Here is a 17,311-nt window from a genome sequence, read left to right on the forward strand (position 1 = left end):
CGCCGCGTCGTCAGGCAGCGCCCCACACACCGGGCCACGGAGCTCCTACAGCGGCTCCGTGGCACCCTTGATGAGAAGGTGATCAGCGTGCGGATGTGCCAGCGGTAATATCCCGTTGCAACTCCGGCGTCGGCATTGATACGCAAACGCTATCCTGGGGCCTAGAATTGACCGATTAGTCATCATTCTAGGGAGTACCATGTCCGCCCTGCCCGTCATTACCGCCGTGGGCGGCATCAACGCCGCCGGCCGTACCTCCATGCACCACGGCTTCCGCCGCATGGTGTTCGAAGCGCTGGATGCCCACCGACAACAACAGACTCTGGACAGCCTGTCCGCGCTCACCGGCCTGAGCGACCGCCAGCAACTGCTGAACGCCACCTTGATCCGTGAACTGCCGGAAGCGGTGCGCATCACCATGGCGAGCAACGGCCATAGCGACGCGCCGGTGACTCTGGAGATGCGCAACCTTGATCTGCCCCACCCCTTGCCGGAGGGCTGGCAAGTCACCGAGCTGAACCGGCATCGCAGCCGGGTCACCGTGCCCGCCGGGGCCGAACTGCGCGCGCCGGCGGCCATCACCCGGCGAGTCAGCGCCGCCGGCCAACTGCCCAGCGGTTTCGATCCCGCCACTCTGTACGCTTCACGCAACCACCCCCGTGCCTTGCAGATGGCCATTTACGGTGTCAGTGACGCCTTTGGCATGCTCGGTATTCCCTGGGATCAGTTGCGTGGCCGGCTGGCACCGGACGAGGTCGCGGTGTTCGCCTCCAATGCCATGGCGCAACTGGACGACCATGGTCTCGGCGGCATGATGCGCGCCCCGTCGCTGGGCCAACGCACCACCTCCAAACAATGCCCGCTGGGCCTCGGCGAGATGACCGCCGATTTCATCAACGCCTATGTGCTGCGCAGCCCTGGTGGTACCGGTGGCATGCTCGGCGCCTGTGCCACTTTCCTCTACAACCTGGAAAGAGCCGTGCACGCGATCCGCAACGGCCGTGCCCGGCTGGTGGTGGTGGGCACCAGTGAAGCGCCGCTGGTACCGGAAGTGCTGGAAGGCTACCGTGCCATGGGCGCGCTCGCCGAGGATGAAGCCCTGGCGGCCCTGGACGGCACCAAACAGGCCGACCTGCGCCGCGCCTGCCGGCCGTTCTCGGACAACTGCGGTTTCACCATGGCGGAGTCCGCCCAGTTCGCGGTGGTGATGGACGACAGCCTGGCGCTGGAGTTGGGCGCGGACATTCTGGCGTCGGTACCGGACGTCTTCGTCCACGCCGATGGCGCCAAGAAATCCATTTCCTCGCCGGGCATCGGCAATTACCTGACCCTCGGCCGCGCCGCTTCCCTGGTCCGTCAACTGCTGGGCGAGGATGCCCTGCGCAACAACAGTGTGGTGCACGCCCATGGCACCGGCACGCCGCAGAACCGGGTCACCGAATCCCACGTCCTCAACGAAGTCGCCAAGGCCTTCCACATCAGCGACTGGCCGGTGGCCGCGATCAAAGCCTACGTGGGCCATTCCCTGGGCAGCGCCGGTGGTGATCAACTGGCTTCCGCGGCGGGGACTTTCCAGGATGGCTTACTGCCGGGGATCGCCACGGTGGACCATTTCGCCGCCGATCTGCATGACAGCAATCTGTCGTTCTCCCGCGAGCACCGGGAGATGCGGCCCTCGGCGGCGCTGCTCAACTCGAAAGGGTTCGGCGGTAACAACGCCACCGCCGTGATGTTGTCCCCGGACGCCACCCTGGACCTGCTGCGCCGCCGCCATGGCCAAAGCACGCTGGACAGTTGGCGGGACCGGGTGGCCGACACCCGCGAAGCCGCCGCCGACTACGAACGACGAGCCCTGGCTGGCGAAACCGCGCCGGATTACTACTTCAACGACGGCGTCCTCAGTGGCGACGACCTGAGCATCACCGACCAGTCCATCCGTCTGCCCGGCTGGGATCAGGCGCTGACCTTCCGCGACGACCCGGGCTTCGACGACTACCGCTAAGGACAGCAGATCGCTCCCGCCCGCCGGACCCTCCGGCGGGCTCAATTCTAAAGTTTGGTAAAATCTGCGGAACCCGGTCCGCAAAATGGGCGAGGGCCTGCTTCGCTGCGTTACCGTGGGGTGCACGGATGTTCCCTCACAATAAGCAGAGAAGGAGTTCTCCATGGCCGCCTCACGTTCCCGCGATATTCTGCTCTTCCTGATCGGCGCCGTCGTCGCCCTGTTCGGTGTTGCCTTCACCATCGAGGGCGGTTGGCTGGTGTCGGTGGGTGGCACCTGGTATTACCTGCTGGCCGGCCTCGCCATGATCGTCTCCGGTTTGTTGCTGATCACCGGGCGCCGGGCCGGCGTCGGCATTTACGTTCTGGTGTTCATTGGCACCCTGCTGTGGACGCTGTGGGAAGCCGGCGGCAACTACTGGGGCTGGATTCCGCGCATGGACGTGGTGATCGGGCTCGGTGTGGCGGTGGCCCTGGCTGCTCCCAGGTTGCGTAACGGCTTTGCCCCCGGTGCTTCTTATTCTGTCGCGGGGGCGCTGGTGGTGCTGATGGTGGTCGGCCTCGGGCTGGCGTTCGTGCCGTTCGGCGCGGTCAACCCCAAGCCGGTCCCCGGACCGGACAGTGCCCGACTGGCCACCGCGGTGGGCGACGCGCAACCGGCGGACAATCCGCACCCCGGCGACTGGCCCGCCTACGGCGGCGGCAATAGCGCGCAACGCTACTCATCGCTGGATCAAATCACCACCGACAACGTCGCCGGCCTGGAACGGGCCTGGGTCTATCGTACCGGCGATCTGCTGGACCGGCGCTGGGGCGCGGAGACCACACCGCTCAAAGTCGGCGACGACGTCTTTTTGTGTACCTCCCGCAACATCATTATTTCCCTGAACGCCGCCGATGGCCGGGAAAACTGGCGCTACGACCCCGAAGTATCCGAGGACGCCATTCCCTATACCGCCGCCTGCCGCGGAGTGACCTACTATCAGGTACCGGAAGAACGTCTGGCGACACTGCCCGGCGGCGCCGGAGACGGCAGTGGCCCGGCCTGCGCCCGCCGTATTTTTTCCGGCACCCTGGACGGTCGCATCGTCGCCGTGGACGCCGCCACCGGCGAACCCTGCCAGGATTTCGGTAACGGCGGCCAGGTGGATATCAAGGAAAACATGGGCGATACCCCGCCCGGCTATGTCTCGATCAATTCAGCGCCAGTGATCGTACGGGATGTGGTGATCACCGGGCACCAGGTACTGGATGGCCAGAAACGGGATGCGCCGTCCGGCGTGATCAAGGGATTCGATGCTCTCACCGGCGAACTGAAATGGGCCTGGGACGCCGGCCGGCCGGAGCAAAGCGAGCCCCTCAGCGGCGACCGGATCTACACCCGTGGCTCGCCGAATATGTGGACCACGGCGGTGGGCGACAATGCTCTGGGTATGGTGTACCTGCCGATGGCCAACTCCGCCGCCGATTACTGGAGCACACCGCGCAGCGAAGCGGAAAACAAATGGGCGGCGTCGCTGGTGGCGCTGGACGCCAGCACCGGTAAACCAGCCTGGCACTTTCAGGTCGCGCACAAGGACGTCTGGGATTATGACCTGGGTTCGCAACCCTCGTTGCTGGATTTCCCCACCAGCAAGGGACCGGTGCCAGCGATTCTGCTACCGACCAAGCAAGGCGAATTCTATGTGTTCGACCGGCGCACCGGCGAAGCGCTCACCGGTATCGAGGAAAGGCCGGTGCCCCAGGGCGGCGCCGAACCGGAGCAACGCAGCGCGACTCAGCCTTTCTCCACCTGGCACAGCCTGAAACAGCCCGACCTCACCGTGCATGACATGTGGGGGATGACGCCGTTCGACCAGATGTATTGCCGGGTGCAGTTCCACAAAGCCGACTACAGGGGCATGTACACGCCGCCCAACGCGGACCGGCCATGGATCGAGTTCACCGGCTACAACGGCGGCTCCGACTGGGGCAGCGTGGCGCTGGACCCGTCCCGCGGCGTGATGATCGCCAACTACAACATCACCCCCAATTACAATCGGCTGGTGCCACGGGAGCTGGCCAATCAATACGGCTGGCTGCCACGCGGCGAGGGCGACGCCAAGGACCATGGCGACGCCGAGGGCGCCGGCGACCCGCAAGCGGGCACGCCCTATGCGATTGACGTGAACGCGGGCTGGCGTGTGCCGTGGACCGGACTGTTGTGCAAACAGCCGCCCTACGGCGGTATCCGCGCCATCGACGTGACCACCGGCGAAACCTTGTGGGACCGCCCGTTCGGTACCGCCCGCGCCAACGGCCCCTGGGGCATTCGCAGCGGTTTGCCGTTCACCATCGGTACGCCCAACAACGGGGGACCGGTGGTCACCGCCGGGGGTCTGATCTTCATCGCCGCCGCCACCGACGATCTGATCCGAGCCATCGACATCACCACTGGTGAAACCATCTGGCAGGATGCCCTGCCCGCCGGCGGCCAGGCCACGCCCTTGGTGTACGAAGCGGACGGGCGGCAATATCTGATGATCGTCGCCACCGGCCATCATTTCATGGAAACACCGAGCGGCGACTACGTCATCACCTACGCCCTGCCAAAATCCGACTGACCCCGGGGATCGGGAGCCCCCGGGCCGGGGGCTCTCCCGTGCGAATCTATAATCCCACCCCGAATGCCGGTGACGCCCATCCCTGACGGGAGCCGCCGGCATCGCCGGTGAGCGGCGCCCCGCCGGTGATCACCTGCTCCGCGGTGCCGTATTGCAACCAGGTTTCGGTGGGCACCCGCCCTACTCCCGGCAGACTGTAATCACAAACTCCGTCCGGGAAAATTTCCGCTACCTGCGCGGCGAAGGCGTCCGGATCGGGAATCCCGGACAACAGCCCGGACGGATAATCCGCCGGGTCCACCGGTTTCAACTGGCATTTATTGACCAGGGTGGTGATGTCATCACCAGCCACGGTGCGCGGCGTGCCGAAGCGGGTCTGCACCACGGTTTGCTGCAACCCGGCGATAATATCGGTGATCGGCGACAGCAGATCACCGACGATGCCCGGCAGCCCCAGCGCGCTCAGATCCAGACCGCACACCTGGGCGGTGACCGCATCCACCACCACCCCCAGTTCCGGCGGCGGCGGTGGCAACAGGGACAAATCCAGCCCTGGAATCAATGGATCCGGATACAACAAATTACCGGTGAACGGCACGATGGGGCCATCGGCGCCCAACAGCGATGACACCGACAGGCAGCGGTCACGTGCCTGAATCGGCTTGCGCGCCACCACTTTTTCCTCGATGGCTCCGGGCTCCGAATCGGCCTCGATATCGGACAACCAGCGGTCCATCACCAGCAACGCCTCGGTGGTGTAAACAGTGTCGCCGGCCAACGGAAAGGCGCCGAACCAGATCACATGATTGTCGGCATGGCCCTGGGTTCGTATCAGTCGTTCGCGCATCTGCCAGGAATGGTAGGCGTCGTGGGCCAGCCCCGGATCCGGGCCGCGCAGATCGATGATCGGCACATTGGCGAGATGCTCGGCGGTGTTGATGGCGCCGGTACGGTAGGCATTACGCAGCGCTTCCGGGTCGGCGACGGTACGCTCCGGTCGATGACGAATGTCCACGTCGAAGCCGCCGATCTCCCGATTCACGGTGAGAAATTGCTGTGGCGTGATGGTGCCATCGCGCAGTGCTTCCAGACCGTATTGCACGCCCACGTTATCCAGCGGAATACCGGCGAATCCCCGGCCGAGCGCCTGTTCGTTGGCGCTCCACACCGACGGCGGCCGGGTGCCGAACTGATTCACCATATAGTCGATCAGGCCGCAGCGCAGCCCGTCCGGCCGATCTTCCGGGTGGTACACCGGCACGCCGTCCGCCAGCCCCGGGCACTGGTCCTGGGTGGGGTACGCCGAGGGGAAGAACGCCAGATCGGAGACCACCGGATTGACCGGCAAATGCCCGTAGAACGCCGACCACTGCAGCGCCGGAATCGTCCCCGAGGTCAACAGCGAGGTGATCACCGACAGCAGGTCGGTGGGGTTTTCCGGCAACTGGTTGCCAAAATAGCGGCTGAGCAAATGGTAATCGGCGAACTGGGTGGCGGTGGTCCACACGTCCGGGTAGGAGCACTGCACGATCAGCCCCTGATAAATACCCGGATAGGCATTGGCGATGTGTTGCTGGGCGATGGCACCGCCGGAACACCCGGTGCCGATGGTGTAACGCAGCGGTCCATACTGCTCGACGATGCGCTCCTTGGCCATCATCAGCGATTCGGCGGCGGTGACCAGATTGACGTTGTGCCCGAGGTTGGCCTGAGCCGTGGACAGAGTGATGAAGCCGCGCCCCAGCGCCACGGAAATGCTGTCGCCCAACAGCATCTCCGCCCCTTCCGGCGCGGTACCGGCAATGTCGCCGTTGGGCGGTTCGCCGGGGCCATAACTGACGCCCACGTTGCCGCCGTGATGAATCAACAATTTGCCGTTCCATTGCGGCTGCGGTGCCAGCGCGCTCCAGGATTGATCCGGCTGGTACAGCGCCATGATCTGGTAGCGGTCACGGTTGATCACGCCGGTTTCCACGCGAACGATGAACGGTACCTCCACGCCCTGATCAGTGGTGACACTGGCGATCTGGTCCGCCGGCGGCGGGTTGTCCGGGTCATAATCCTGGAAAGCACCGGGCAGTCCCGGGTTCATCGGATCGAAGCCGGTGATCAGCGCTTGCAGGCGGTCCGCCGGCACATATTTGAAGCGGTATTCCACCGGCTGGTTGCAAAAGGCGTCCTCGGCGGCGGCATTGGTACAGGTCCAGGGCTGGATTTGCGGACCGGAGAACACCGGCCCGCCGATCGGGTGGTTGATCAGAGTGCGCTGCAACAGCGAGCCGTCCGCCAGTGTCACGGTGACGGTGTTCTCGCCTTCCGTCAGGCCGCCAATCAAACCGCCCAGGGTATCGCCGGTGCGATGAAGGCCGGCGCCGGCATCCCGCTTGCCCACGGTGACGCGGGCGCCCTCCAGCAAGGCGGGATCATCCACCACGATGTTGATCAGAGCGTCACCGCCGCTGATCAGATCGGCGCGGTTGGACAGCACCTGGATCTCACCGTCCGCCCACACTGTTTCCCCCGGCTCATCCGGCCCATCGGGATTGGGGGAAGGGGCGGGATCACCGGAAGACGAGGACCCCGAACCGCCACACGCGGCCAGGAGCAAACACAGACCATAAAGTCCGATCGAAGACAGCCGTTTCATTATTATTCTCCGTTTTCAGTCCCGGCCGGTGCCGGGCCTTTCCCGATTGTTATCCCAACGGAGGCGAAAACACTGTTGGCTGGCGGTTACCGGAGCGTTAACCAAACCGTCATTTTTTTCACAACATGTACGAAGGTGCCATTATCCCTTGCACTGTCGAATGGCGCCGTCCGCCTTGACCCGCCGCCACCCTCCCCGCGAATATCAGCGGTCGGCCCCGCTCCGGCTGCTCCCTACTTGCGACAGGACACACTATGAAGCCATGGAAAAAAGCACTGCTCACGGTGCTGGTACTACTCATCGCGATAGCCATCTGGCAACGCTACAAGCCGCTACCGGAGGGCGTTGGCGAAGCCGGGCCGCCGCGTTCCGCCCATCAGGTGGCGCTGCTGGTGGACGACACCTGGAGCAATAAACAAGGAGATCGCCATTTCGATCAGGCCATTTTCGACGAGTATTTTCGCTTGATCGGCCAGGCCAGGAAGCTTGTGGTGGTGGATATGTTCCTGTTCAACACCTTCGCCGGCGACAGCGGCAGCGCCCATCGGCCGCTCAGCGAACAGCTCACCGCAGCGCTGCTGGCTCGTCACGCTGCGGTGCCCGGGCTGCGCATGCTGGTCATCACCGATCCCTTCAACACTCTCTATGGCGGTGTCAGGGCGCCGCAGCTGGAGCGTTTGCGTCAGGCCGGCATTCCGGTGGTCTTCACCGCCTTGCCCCGTCTGCGCGATTCCAACCCGAGTTGGTCGGCGCTGTGGCGGGTGTGTTGTCAATGGTTCGGCAATAGCGCGGGCGCCGGTTGGCTGCCCAATCCCACCGGCGGCGACGAGGTCACGTTGAGAACCTATCTGAGCCTGCTCAACTTCAAGGCCAATCACCGCAAGACCCTGGTGGTGGACGAAGGCGATGACTGGACCGCGCTGGTCACCTCGGCCAACGCTCACGACGCCAGCAGCGCCCACTCCAACATTGCCCTGCGCTTCAGCGGTCCGGCGGCGCTTGATGTCCTGCACTCGGAACTGGCGGTGGCACGCTGGTCCGGCGCCGCGGTGGGCGAGGACTGGCCGACGGCCCCGCCCTCCGAAACCGGCGGCGACGCCCTGCCCCATTTGCGCCTGCTCACCGAGGGCGCCATCCGCGATGCCCTGCTGGCCACCGTGAACGAAGCGCGCCAGGGCGAGCAGTTGGATGTCGGTGTGTTTTATCTTTCCCACCGCCCGCTGGTGAAAGCCCTGGCCGAGGCGCAACGACGAGGTGTCTGGGTGCGCCTGCTGCTGGACCCGAACAAGGATGCCTTCGGCCGAGAGAAAAATGGCGTGCCCAACCGGCAGGTGGCCTGGGAGCTGCATGACGCCGGTGTCGCGGTGCGCTGGTGTGCCACCACCGGAGAACAATGCCATACCAAGATGCTGCTGCGCTTTCCGGCGGCGGACAGCGACCGCCCGGCGCGGCTGATCCTCGGGTCCGCCAACTACACCCGGCGCAACCTGGATAATTTGAATCTGGAAACCAGCGTGGAATGGGTGGCCGGAGCCGAAGATGAGGTCATCAGCCGTGCCCGGGCCACATTCGAGAGACGTTGGGGTAACCCGGGCGACAGGTTGTTCAGCCTGCCCTATGAGGCCTACGAGGACACGTCGTATTGGCGTATGGCGCTGTACCGGATCATGGAGTTCACCGGCTGGTCGACGTTCTGAAAAAACCGGTGGAGCCGCCCGCCGCTGCGGGAGCTTGCCTGCAAGCGAATTCTCGAATTCAGGGCCCGAGTCCATTCGCTTGCAGGCAAGCTCCCACAGCGACTTCGTCAGCTCTGAATTCTTGTCTTGAAGGCCACATCGGTAATCCGTATTTCTTTATTGAACGCCCGACGCCTGACTTCCGGCTTTTACCACCTTCACCGCCACCAAACCATTAATCCCCCAGGTCAGCGCCAGCAGCAGCGACAAGGCCAGGGGCACTTCGGATTCCAGCAACAATGGAGTGCCCCGCACCTGACACAGGAACAGCGCCGATTCCAATACCGCCAGCAGCAACGGCGCGGCGATGGCCGCGGAGCGATGCAGTTCCACCTGCAGATAGCGCAGCAACGTCCGGCCGGCGGAAAGCGCCAGCCATATGATGATCAAACCGCCGGTAAGCACCGCCATCATGGGCGCGTCTCCTGATCAGGTTGTGGTTTCAACATTGCTTACCCCTTCTCCCATTTCGCCACCGGCGCCTGGTAATCGGCGAACGCCGCCACCAGCGCCCCGGGATCCGCGTCCACGGTAAGCATTTCCCGGTAAGCGGGCTTCATGAAACCCTGGTCCACCATGTGTTCCAGAAAACCGATCAAGCCGTCGTAATAGCCGATCACGTTGAAAAAACCACAGGGCTTGTGATGGTAGCCCAGCTGCGCCCAGGTCCATACCTCGAAGATCTCTTCCAGGGTACCGGCGCCACCGGGCATGGCGATGAAACCATCCGCCAGTTCCGCCATCATCGCCTTGCGCTGGTGCATGTCTTCCACCACGTGCAATTCGGTAATCCCGGTGTGCTGAATCTCCCGATCCTTGAGCGCCTGGGGAATCACCCCGATAACCTCGCCGCCGGCCTCCAGGACCGCATCGGCGATCACGCCCATCAGTCCTACCCGGCCACCACCATAGACCAGGCCATGACCCTGCTCCACCAGCGCCCGGGCCAGCGCCCGCGCCTGTTGTTCATAGATGGGATCGACACCGGAACTGGAACCGCAAAACACCGCAATGTTCATTACTACTCCGTTTGACTATCGAACAATCCTGTCAGGCCCTGACTATTGACCAACCGGGACAAACCGGCCACAACAGTAAGCATGATCAGAGCAAGGTACCAGAATGAACGACGATGATCGCAAAGAAATGAAGGATCGGCTAACCGCGCTGCGGCACGAGCTTGAGGACACTCTGGCGCACAGTGAAGACGCCAGCAGGCCGGTTGCCCTGGACCAACCCAGCATCGGCCGGCTGTCGCGAATGGATGCCATGCAGGGACAGGCCATGGCACAGGAAACAAGGCGACGCCAGCAGCATCAGTTGCTACGGATCGAGCGGGCCCTCAGGGACCTGGACAATGATGAGTACGGTTATTGCGACGACTGTGGCAAGGGCATCGATCCGCGCCGGCTGCGTATCGACCCGACGGCGCGCCTGTGCCTGACTTGCGCCCAGTCCCGGGAGGTGTGAACGCGATCGGCGTCTTATCCGCCACCGTTGGTATGCAGCAACGCCAGGGTTTCCGCCCGCGCCCGCCGGTATTCTTGCATGGTTTCCGCCACCAGCTCCGCCACCGACGGAATCGTGCCGACCCCGGACACCGAATGCCCGGCACTCCATACGTCCACCCAGCGTTTCGGCCCGGAATGGCCGGAACCACCACCGTATAAGGCCGCCGCGCGCTGCTCGGTCATATTCGTGGGCAGATCATCCGGATCAAGACCGGCGGCGATCACCGACGGCCTCAACGTATTGGTTTCCAGACCAGTGAAGGCACGGCTGAGCATGATGTCATCCAACCGGGAATCCACCAGCATTTGTTTGTAGCCGTCCGCCGCCAGGCTTTCCCGGGTGGCGATGAACTTGGTGCCCATATAGCCCAGATCACAGCCCAGGGCCTGGGCCGCCCACAGCGCCTGGCCATCGCTGATGCCTCCGGCCAGCACCATGGGACCATCGAACAGCGCCCGCACCGCGCGCGCGAAAGCGAAGCCATTGGCCCAGCCAGTCTGACCGCCGGCACCGGCGGTGAGCAGAATCAGGCCGTCGGCGCCAGCGGCGATGGCCTTCTCCGCGTGGCGGACATTGGCCACATCGGCGAACACCAGACAGCCGATGTCGTGCAACGGCGCGATCACCGGCTCCGGCGCGCCAACACTGGTGATCACCATTTCCACCTTGTGTTTCAGCAGGCAGGCCAGCTCTTCCTTCAGGCTCCGCCGCCGCATGATCAGGTTGGGACAGAACGGCGCGTCTTCAGCCGTCAGCGCGGCGCTGATTTCACTCAACCAGCGGTCGTACTCTTCCACCGTGCGGCAGTTGGCGGTGGGGAACGAACCGATCACGCCCTGACGGCAGGCGGCGATCACCAGTTCCGGCCCGGAGACCCGGAACATGGGCGCGGCGATCAGCGGCAAACGCAGCCGGCGCGCCAGAGAAGGTGGCAATCCCATGGCTTGGTTCCGCATCACACCGTTCATCCTATCTGCCGGCTCTGGCCGGCCCAATAACGGGCCCGCAGCGCTTTCTTGTCGATTTTGCCCAGGCTGGTCAGTGGCAGGGCATCGACGAATTCGAGCTTTTTCGGCGCGTGAGCGGCACCTTTCAAATCCTTGACCTGCTGGATCAGGGTCCGCGCCGATACCTGCTCGCCCGGGTGGCAAACCACGATGGCGGTGACCGCTTCGCCCCAGCGCGGGTCCGGCACGCCGATCACCGCCGCCATGGCCACCGCCGGATGAGCACTGAGCACATCCTCCACCGCGCGGGTGTAGACGTTGAAACCACCGGTGACGATCATGTCCTTCTTGCGGTCCACGATATACAGTCGGCCCTGCTCATCCGCCCTCGCCACGTCACCGGTATGCAGCCAGCCGAATTGCATCGCTTCCTCGGTCTGCTCCGGCTGGTTCCAGTACCCTTCCATCATCGACGGACCGCGCACGCAGATTTCCCCCGCCTCGCCAAGCGGCACGGCATGGCCCTCGTCGTCCAGCAGAGCGATACGGTTGGAGGAAACGGGGAAGCCGCAGGACGCCAGCCATTGTGGATGGGCGGGGTCATGGTCTTCCTTTGGCAGATAGGTGATCGGATAGCATTCGGTCTGGCCAAACAGTTGCGCGAACACCGGACCGATCCGATCCATGCCTTCGGCCAGCCGGGTCGGCGACATGGGCGAGGCGCCGTACAACAGCAGCTCCAGGGAAGACAGATCAGCCTTCGCCAGGCGGGCGTCGTCCAGCAGGCTGTAGAGCATGGTTGGCACCATCAAGGTGAAATTGATCCGCCGCCGTTCGATCGCCGTCAGCACTTCGCCGGTATCGAAGCCGCTCATCAGGTGTACACAGCCGCCCCGGATCAGCGTCGGCAGCACCTTGGTGCCGGACACATGGCTGATCGGTGCCACCGCCAGATAATAAGGCCGGCGCGGCAGTTCGAAATCCGCCAGGATCGCCACGGCGGAAGCCACCAGCGCCTGATGGCGGCGGAACGCGCCCTTGGAGCGCCCGGTGGTACCGCCGGTGTAGTTCAGGGTGGCGATATCACTGGCCTGAGCCAGATCACGGGCCGTCGCCGCTCCGATCCGCGCCACCGCCCGGCTCAGGTCGACGCCATACTCCGCCGCCGTCAGGGTAAACGTGATCATCCCCGGCCGGGCCGACAACGCCGCGCCGACGTCACCGAACGCTTCAGCGTCCGCCACCAGGAAAGCGGCATCACAGTCCTCCAGTTGGAACTGGTGATCGGATAACGCCCCCTTGGGATGCAAAGCGGTGGTGGCCGCACCACACAGCTGCGCCGCGACCCCGGCGCACCAGCCATCGGCCCGGTTGGCGCTGAGCACGGCGACCCGGTCGCCCCGTTGCAGGCCGTGGTTCAGAAAGACTTTCTGCAGTCGGCCGATCAGATCGGCGGCACCGCGATAGCTGAGTTCCCCGCCTTCCCAGGTGAAGGCGGTGCGGTCCGGATGACGTGCCAGAGCACGCAGGACGAGCGTGCCCAGCGTCAGACCAACATCGTGAGCGTCTTGCATCTCGCCTCTCCGTTCTTCATGCCCCGCGGTCGGGGTCGGGTATTGTTGTTCTGATATCGCGGGCGCGGCCCACGCTTTTATGAGGGTTTCAGCATCATCCGCCCGGGGAGCGGGCCGGGACAATCGCCGATCACGCCAGATCCATTGACGAAAAGGGTCATGAACCCACAGTTGGCTACAAGGCCGCTGTGGCACGGTCTGTGGAAAATTCTGCCAAACAAAAAAGGCGGGCCCGAGGGCCCGCCTTTTCCAGACTTACCTGAGTAAGATCGAGACTTAGATGTTCTCGAACTGACCCATGGTGTTGTCTTTACCACCGGCTTTCAGCGCGGCTTCACCGGAGAAGTACTCTTTGTGGTCATCACCGATGTTGGAACCGGCCATGTCCTGGTGCTTCACGGTGGCAACGCCTTCGCGGATCTCGCGGCGCTGTACGCCGGCCACATAGGCCAGCATGCCTTCGTCGCCGAAGTAACCCTTGGCCAGCTGATCGGTGGACAGAGCAGCGGTGTGGTAGGTCGGCAGCGTGATCAGGTGGTGGAAGATACCCGCTTCGCGAGAAGCATCGCGCTGGAAGTTCCGGGTCCACTCGTCGGCCAGCTGAGCCAGCTCGGTGCCGTCGTAGTCGGCGCTCATCAGCTTGTCGCGGTCGTAAGCGGACACGTCCTTGCCTTCCTTCTCCCAAGCGTCGAACACTTGCTGACGGAAGTTCAGGGTCCAGTTGAAGGACGGGCTGTTGTTGTAAACCAGCTTGGCGTCCGGCACTACTTCACGGATACGGTTAACCATTTCCGCGATCTGGCCCACGTGCGGCTTCTCGGTTTCGATCCACAGCAGATCGGCGCCGTTCTGCAGGCTGGTGATACAGTCCAGAACCACACGGTCGACACCGGTGCCGGCCTTGAACTGGAACAGGCCGGAAGCCAGACGCTTCGGCTTGAGCAGCTTGCCGTTGGACTTGATCACAACGTCACCGTTGTTGATCTGGGACGCGTCGTCGATGTACTCGCCATCCAGGAACGCGTTGTACTGGTCGCCCAGGTCGCCCGGCTCGTTGGTCACGGCGATCTGCTTGGTCAGGCCGGCGCCCAGGGAGTCGGTACGGGCAACGATGACACCGTCGTCAACACCCAGCTCGAGGAAGGCGTAACGCACAGCGTTGATTTTGGCCAGGAAGTCGGCGTGGGGAACGGTCACTTTACCGTCCTGGTGGCCACACTGCTTCTCGTCGGAAACCTGGTTCTCGATCTGGATGCAGCAAGCACCGGCTTCGATCAGTTGCTTGGCCATCAGATAGGTGGCTTCCGGGTTACCGAAGCCAGCATCGATATCGGCGATGATCGGCACAACGTGGGTTTCGAAGTTGTCGATCTGGCTGATGATTTCGGCTTTTTTGGCTTCGTCACCAGCGGCTTTGGCGTCGTCCAGGGCACGGAACAGGTGGTTCAGTTCCCAGGCGTCGGCTTGCTTGAGGAAGGTGTACAGTTCGCGGATCAGATCGGCGACCGCGGTCTTCTCATGCATGGACTGATCGGGCAGCGGACCGAATTCGGAACGCAGAGCGGCGACCATCCAGCCGGACAGGTACAGGTACCGGCCTTTGGTGCTGCCGAAGTGCTTCTTGATGGAAATCATCTTCTGCTGACCGATGAAACCGTGCCAGCAACCCAGGGACTGGGTGTACTTGGAGGAGTCCGCATCGTAGGCCGCCATGTCTTCGCGCATGATCTTGGCGTTGTACTTGGCGATGTCCAGATGCGTTTTGAAGCGGTTTTGCAGGCGCATGCGAACAGCGGATTCCGGGTTGATGTCGTGCCAGGTGTTATTGGCACCAACCACGGAGCTCAGTGCTTCGATCTCTTTGAGGTACTGTGACATGGTCAATCCTTGTCGATAGAAGAATGAACACCGAAGCCGCCGGTCATGCAGGGAAAAGGGCCCCTACCCGACGCCGGCTACCGATGGCGCGCATTCTAGGGGGCCCTTGCCCATAAAAACAATCAATATGGGTTATACCCAATATTTCTCTGGTGAATGGTAGTGGCAAGCCCCGGAAACGCCGCGCCGGCGCGGACGGCGGCGCCAAAGCAGCAGGGCGCCCGCCAGCAGCAGACCCGGCCCCCAGCCCCCACCACCGGATCCGCCCCCGGAAGCCGGCGGTTCCGGCTCGGGCTCGGGGTCGACTGGCTCTTCCTCATCCACCGGTGTTTTCTCCAGGGTAAAGGCGTCGACCACGGCCCCGTCCACATCGTAGGCCCGGTAACGCAGCTCCCCGCCGTCGATATCGATGACCTGATAAGTGGCCAGATCCGCGATCATGACCGCCGGCTCCACCCCATACTTCTCCTGGAAGCCCCCCACTTCATAGAACTTGGTGCCGGAATTGGCCACCAGATACACCGTGCCCTCCCCTTCGGGGACCACCTCTCCGCCCTTCATCGGCTGAGTGCGCAGATAAGCATGAGTATGACCTTGCAGCATCAGATCCACACCGTGACGATCCAAGATCGGTAAGAAGGCCTGGCGCAACTCCGGTTCGTCCTGGGTGGGGCGGGAGCCATAAATGGGCTGGTGAATGGCCACGAACTTCCAGGTGGCGTCCGCCTGAGCCAGTTGCTGATCCAGCCAGGCCGCCTGCTTGGCCAGTTCCTCCTCGCCTTTGAGGCTGCCGTCTATGATGGCGAAGAAGGCGTCGCCATAACGGAAACTGTAGAGACGTTCCTCCATGCCCCGCGGGCCGTTCTCCGGCAGCATGAACTGGTCCAGATAGAGTGTCGGTTCCTGGCCGTTGTATTCGTGGTTGCCCAGCACCGGCACCAGCGGCTGTTCCGAGTACACCCCTTCGCTGGCGTGGAAGAAAGCGTCCCAGTCATCCCGCTCCGGCCCGCGGTTGACCATGTCGCCGGTCATCACGATAAAACGGGCGTTGGGCGTGTATTCATAGGCCCGGCGTACCAGCGGCTCCCATTCCTCGAAGCCGTGCTGCACGTCGCCCATATAGATAAAGGAAAAGGCCTCCGGATCGGCCGGATCGGTGGTGAACTCCCGCGGCGCGCTCCAGCCGCCATCCTCGCCGTTACCCACGGCATAGACGTAGGTGGTGGCCGGTTTCAGGTCACGCAGGGGAACGATATGCCGGTTCACCACCGGATCATTGCCCGGCTCCGGGCGCAGCTCAAGCAAGCCACCGGGGTAATCGTCCAGCGTGTCGTACTCGGCCAGGATGTCCTCCCGCGGCGAGTCAATCACCGCCGGCCCCTCGGATGAGGCGGACAGATAGTCATCGCCGGCCTCGAAGCCGGTAAAACGGCTTTTTTCCTGGAACACGACTTTGCCGGCGTTTTCCGTGCGGCCCGTGCGCCATTGCACCACCGCCGACGTGGCGGGATCATCGCCCAGTGTCAGGACCACCTGGTCCGGCTTCGCGGTGGATGGATACGGCGTGACATTGGCGAAATGGATCAACTGGCCATCGTTGCGGCGAGTCCGCAGTAACTGCACGGACTGCTGTCCCACCAGTTGGTCCGGCAGCTCGATAAAGTAACGGCTCTCTTCATCGGCCCAGGCCGGACGCTCCAGAGCCACGGTATCCAGGCCGAAGGACGGATGGTAGAGATCGCTGATCACCAGTTCGTCATCCGCGTTCACCGGGGCCACCGCGATGGCGTAGGACTCGATACTGCCGTTGGAATCACCGTCGATGATGCCGTTGACCCCAAGCCCCACCTCGCCGGCGGGAAACGTCGCCTGCCACACTTCCCATTCGGTCTCATGGCGAATGCGGGCCTTCAGATCGGTTTTCTCGAACCCCAGGTCCGCCAACCAGAACTGCGCCACCGGCCATGGATCCCGTATCACCGAAACCACCGCCGGTACGTTCACGGTGAAGCGAACAAAGTCGGTGCCGAGAATATGACGCTCCTCGGCGGAGAGGTTGGCGAGCACCTGATCCGGTGTCATCGACTGCAACTCCTCGATACTGAACTGCTCAAGAAAGCGTTGTTGGATATCGAACACGGTATCCCGAACCGTGGGGTTCGGAGCGGACTGCGCCAACACCAGCGACGGTATCGACAACAGCAGAATCAGAAACACCCGGGCCAGACGGCCGGGGCGAGAAGAAAAAAACATGACTGTGCTCCCCGATGTTATTGATGCTATGGAAGCGCCCCCCAAAGGTCCCGGCACCCTCACGGGTGTGGTTTTCGCGACGATTCATGGGATAGCCGCCAGAACGGCGGAGATGGAGACAAAGGCGCTGGGGGAGGAGCCTAGGTCCCCGTTGTTGCAA

Annotated in this window: 11 protein-coding genes; 4 read left to right on the forward strand and 7 right to left on the reverse strand. The window is 63.4% G+C overall.

From position 1 onward, the window contains the following. The first annotated feature begins 199 nt into the window (after nt 1-199). The gene (locus RYH70_RS14950) at nt 200-2,002 is read left to right on the forward strand and encodes a beta-ketoacyl synthase (protein ID WP_022995611.1); all 1,803 of its coding nucleotides are present in this window, start codon (nt 200-202) and stop codon (nt 2,000-2,002) included. Between the two features lie 163 nt (nt 2,003-2,165). Next, entirely contained in the window at nt 2,166-4,604 is a 2,439-nt protein-coding gene (locus RYH70_RS14955; RefSeq protein ID WP_022995612.1) for a membrane-bound PQQ-dependent dehydrogenase, glucose/quinate/shikimate family, read from the forward strand. Nucleotides 4,605-4,650: 46 nt separating this feature from the next. Here the strand turns inward: RYH70_RS14955 and RYH70_RS14960 are convergent, their stop codons facing one another. Beyond that, nucleotides 4,651-7,251, reverse strand: a complete 2,601-nt coding sequence (locus RYH70_RS14960; protein WP_063139958.1) for a DUF6351 family protein — start codon at nt 7,249-7,251, stop codon at nt 4,651-4,653. Between the two features lie 254 nt (nt 7,252-7,505). On the opposite strand from RYH70_RS14960, the gene RYH70_RS14965 reads away from it, so the two are divergent. After that, nucleotides 7,506-8,948, forward strand: a complete 1,443-nt coding sequence (locus RYH70_RS14965) for a phospholipase D family protein (protein WP_284456014.1) — start codon at nt 7,506-7,508, stop codon at nt 8,946-8,948. Nucleotides 8,949-9,104: 156 nt separating this feature from the next. On the opposite strand, the gene RYH70_RS14970 is transcribed toward RYH70_RS14965, so the two are convergent. Next, the gene (locus RYH70_RS14970; protein ID WP_022995615.1) at nt 9,105-9,401 is read right to left on the reverse strand and encodes a hypothetical protein; all 297 of its coding nucleotides are present in this window, start codon (nt 9,399-9,401) and stop codon (nt 9,105-9,107) included. Nucleotides 9,402-9,439: 38 nt separating this feature from the next. Further along, nucleotides 9,440-10,006 (reverse strand): LOG family protein, encoded by a 567-nt coding sequence (locus RYH70_RS14975; protein WP_022995616.1) that lies wholly within the window; start codon nt 10,004-10,006, stop codon nt 9,440-9,442. Between the two features lie 103 nt (nt 10,007-10,109). On the opposite strand from RYH70_RS14975, the gene RYH70_RS14980 reads away from it, so the two are divergent. Next, the gene (locus RYH70_RS14980; protein WP_026948673.1) at nt 10,110-10,457 is read left to right on the forward strand and encodes a TraR/DksA family transcriptional regulator; all 348 of its coding nucleotides are present in this window, start codon (nt 10,110-10,112) and stop codon (nt 10,455-10,457) included. Nucleotides 10,458-10,471: 14 nt separating this feature from the next. Here the strand turns inward: RYH70_RS14980 and RYH70_RS14985 are convergent, their stop codons facing one another. The 4 genes from RYH70_RS14985 to RYH70_RS15000 form a co-directional block, all read right to left on the reverse strand. Continuing rightward, nucleotides 10,472-11,455, reverse strand: coding sequence for an NAD(P)H-dependent flavin oxidoreductase (locus RYH70_RS14985; protein ID WP_317010173.1), 984 nt, complete (start codon nt 11,453-11,455; stop codon nt 10,472-10,474). Nucleotides 11,456-11,463: 8 nt separating this feature from the next. Continuing rightward, on the reverse strand, nt 11,464-13,020 hold the full coding sequence (locus RYH70_RS14990) for an AMP-binding protein (RefSeq protein ID WP_317009346.1): 1,557 nt from the start codon (nt 13,018-13,020) through the stop codon (nt 11,464-11,466). 276 nt (nt 13,021-13,296) lie between these two features. Next, nucleotides 13,297-14,898 carry an isocitrate lyase gene (locus RYH70_RS14995; RefSeq protein WP_022995620.1) on the reverse strand — a complete coding sequence of 534 codons (1,602 nt, stop codon included), beginning with the start codon at nt 14,896-14,898 and terminating at the stop codon, nt 13,297-13,299. A gap of 132 nt (nt 14,899-15,030) precedes the next feature. After that, complete coding sequence (locus RYH70_RS15000) at nt 15,031-17,151, reverse strand: metallophosphoesterase family protein (RefSeq protein ID WP_317009347.1); 2,121 nt, start codon at nt 17,149-17,151, stop codon at nt 15,031-15,033. Between the last annotated feature and the right edge of the window lie 160 nt (nt 17,152-17,311).

This window comes from Alloalcanivorax xenomutans (genome assembly GCF_032810065.1).
GTDB lineage: Bacteria > Pseudomonadota > Gammaproteobacteria > Pseudomonadales > Alcanivoracaceae > Alloalcanivorax > Alloalcanivorax xenomutans.

What these genes read in the sequence shown, in the direction of transcription:
- RYH70_RS14950 (WP_022995611.1), top strand. Translation starts at nt 200, where the DNA reads ATGTCCGCCCTGCCCGTCATTACCGCCGTGGGCGGCATCAACGCCGCC.
- RYH70_RS14955 (WP_022995612.1), top strand. Translation starts at nt 2,166, where the DNA reads ATGGCCGCCTCACGTTCCCGCGATATTCTGCTCTTCCTGATCGGCGCC.
- RYH70_RS14960 (WP_063139958.1), bottom strand. Translation starts at nt 7,251, where the DNA reads ATGAAACGGCTGTCTTCGATCGGACTTTATGGTCTGTGTTTGCTCCTG.
- RYH70_RS14965 (WP_284456014.1), top strand. Translation starts at nt 7,506, where the DNA reads ATGAAGCCATGGAAAAAAGCACTGCTCACGGTGCTGGTACTACTCATC.
- RYH70_RS14970 (WP_022995615.1), bottom strand. Translation starts at nt 9,401, where the DNA reads ATGATGGCGGTGCTTACCGGCGGTTTGATCATCATATGGCTGGCGCTT.
- RYH70_RS14975 (WP_022995616.1), bottom strand. Translation starts at nt 10,006, where the DNA reads ATGAACATTGCGGTGTTTTGCGGTTCCAGTTCCGGTGTCGATCCCATC.
- RYH70_RS14980 (WP_026948673.1), top strand. Translation starts at nt 10,110, where the DNA reads ATGAACGACGATGATCGCAAAGAAATGAAGGATCGGCTAACCGCGCTG.
- RYH70_RS14985 (WP_317010173.1), bottom strand. Translation starts at nt 11,455, where the DNA reads ATGCGGAACCAAGCCATGGGATTGCCACCTTCTCTGGCGCGCCGGCTG.
- RYH70_RS14990 (WP_317009346.1), bottom strand. Translation starts at nt 13,020, where the DNA reads ATGCAAGACGCTCACGATGTTGGTCTGACGCTGGGCACGCTCGTCCTG.
- RYH70_RS14995 (WP_022995620.1), bottom strand. Translation starts at nt 14,898, where the DNA reads ATGTCACAGTACCTCAAAGAGATCGAAGCACTGAGCTCCGTGGTTGGT.
- RYH70_RS15000 (WP_317009347.1), bottom strand. Translation starts at nt 17,151, where the DNA reads ATGTTTTTTTCTTCTCGCCCCGGCCGTCTGGCCCGGGTGTTTCTGATT.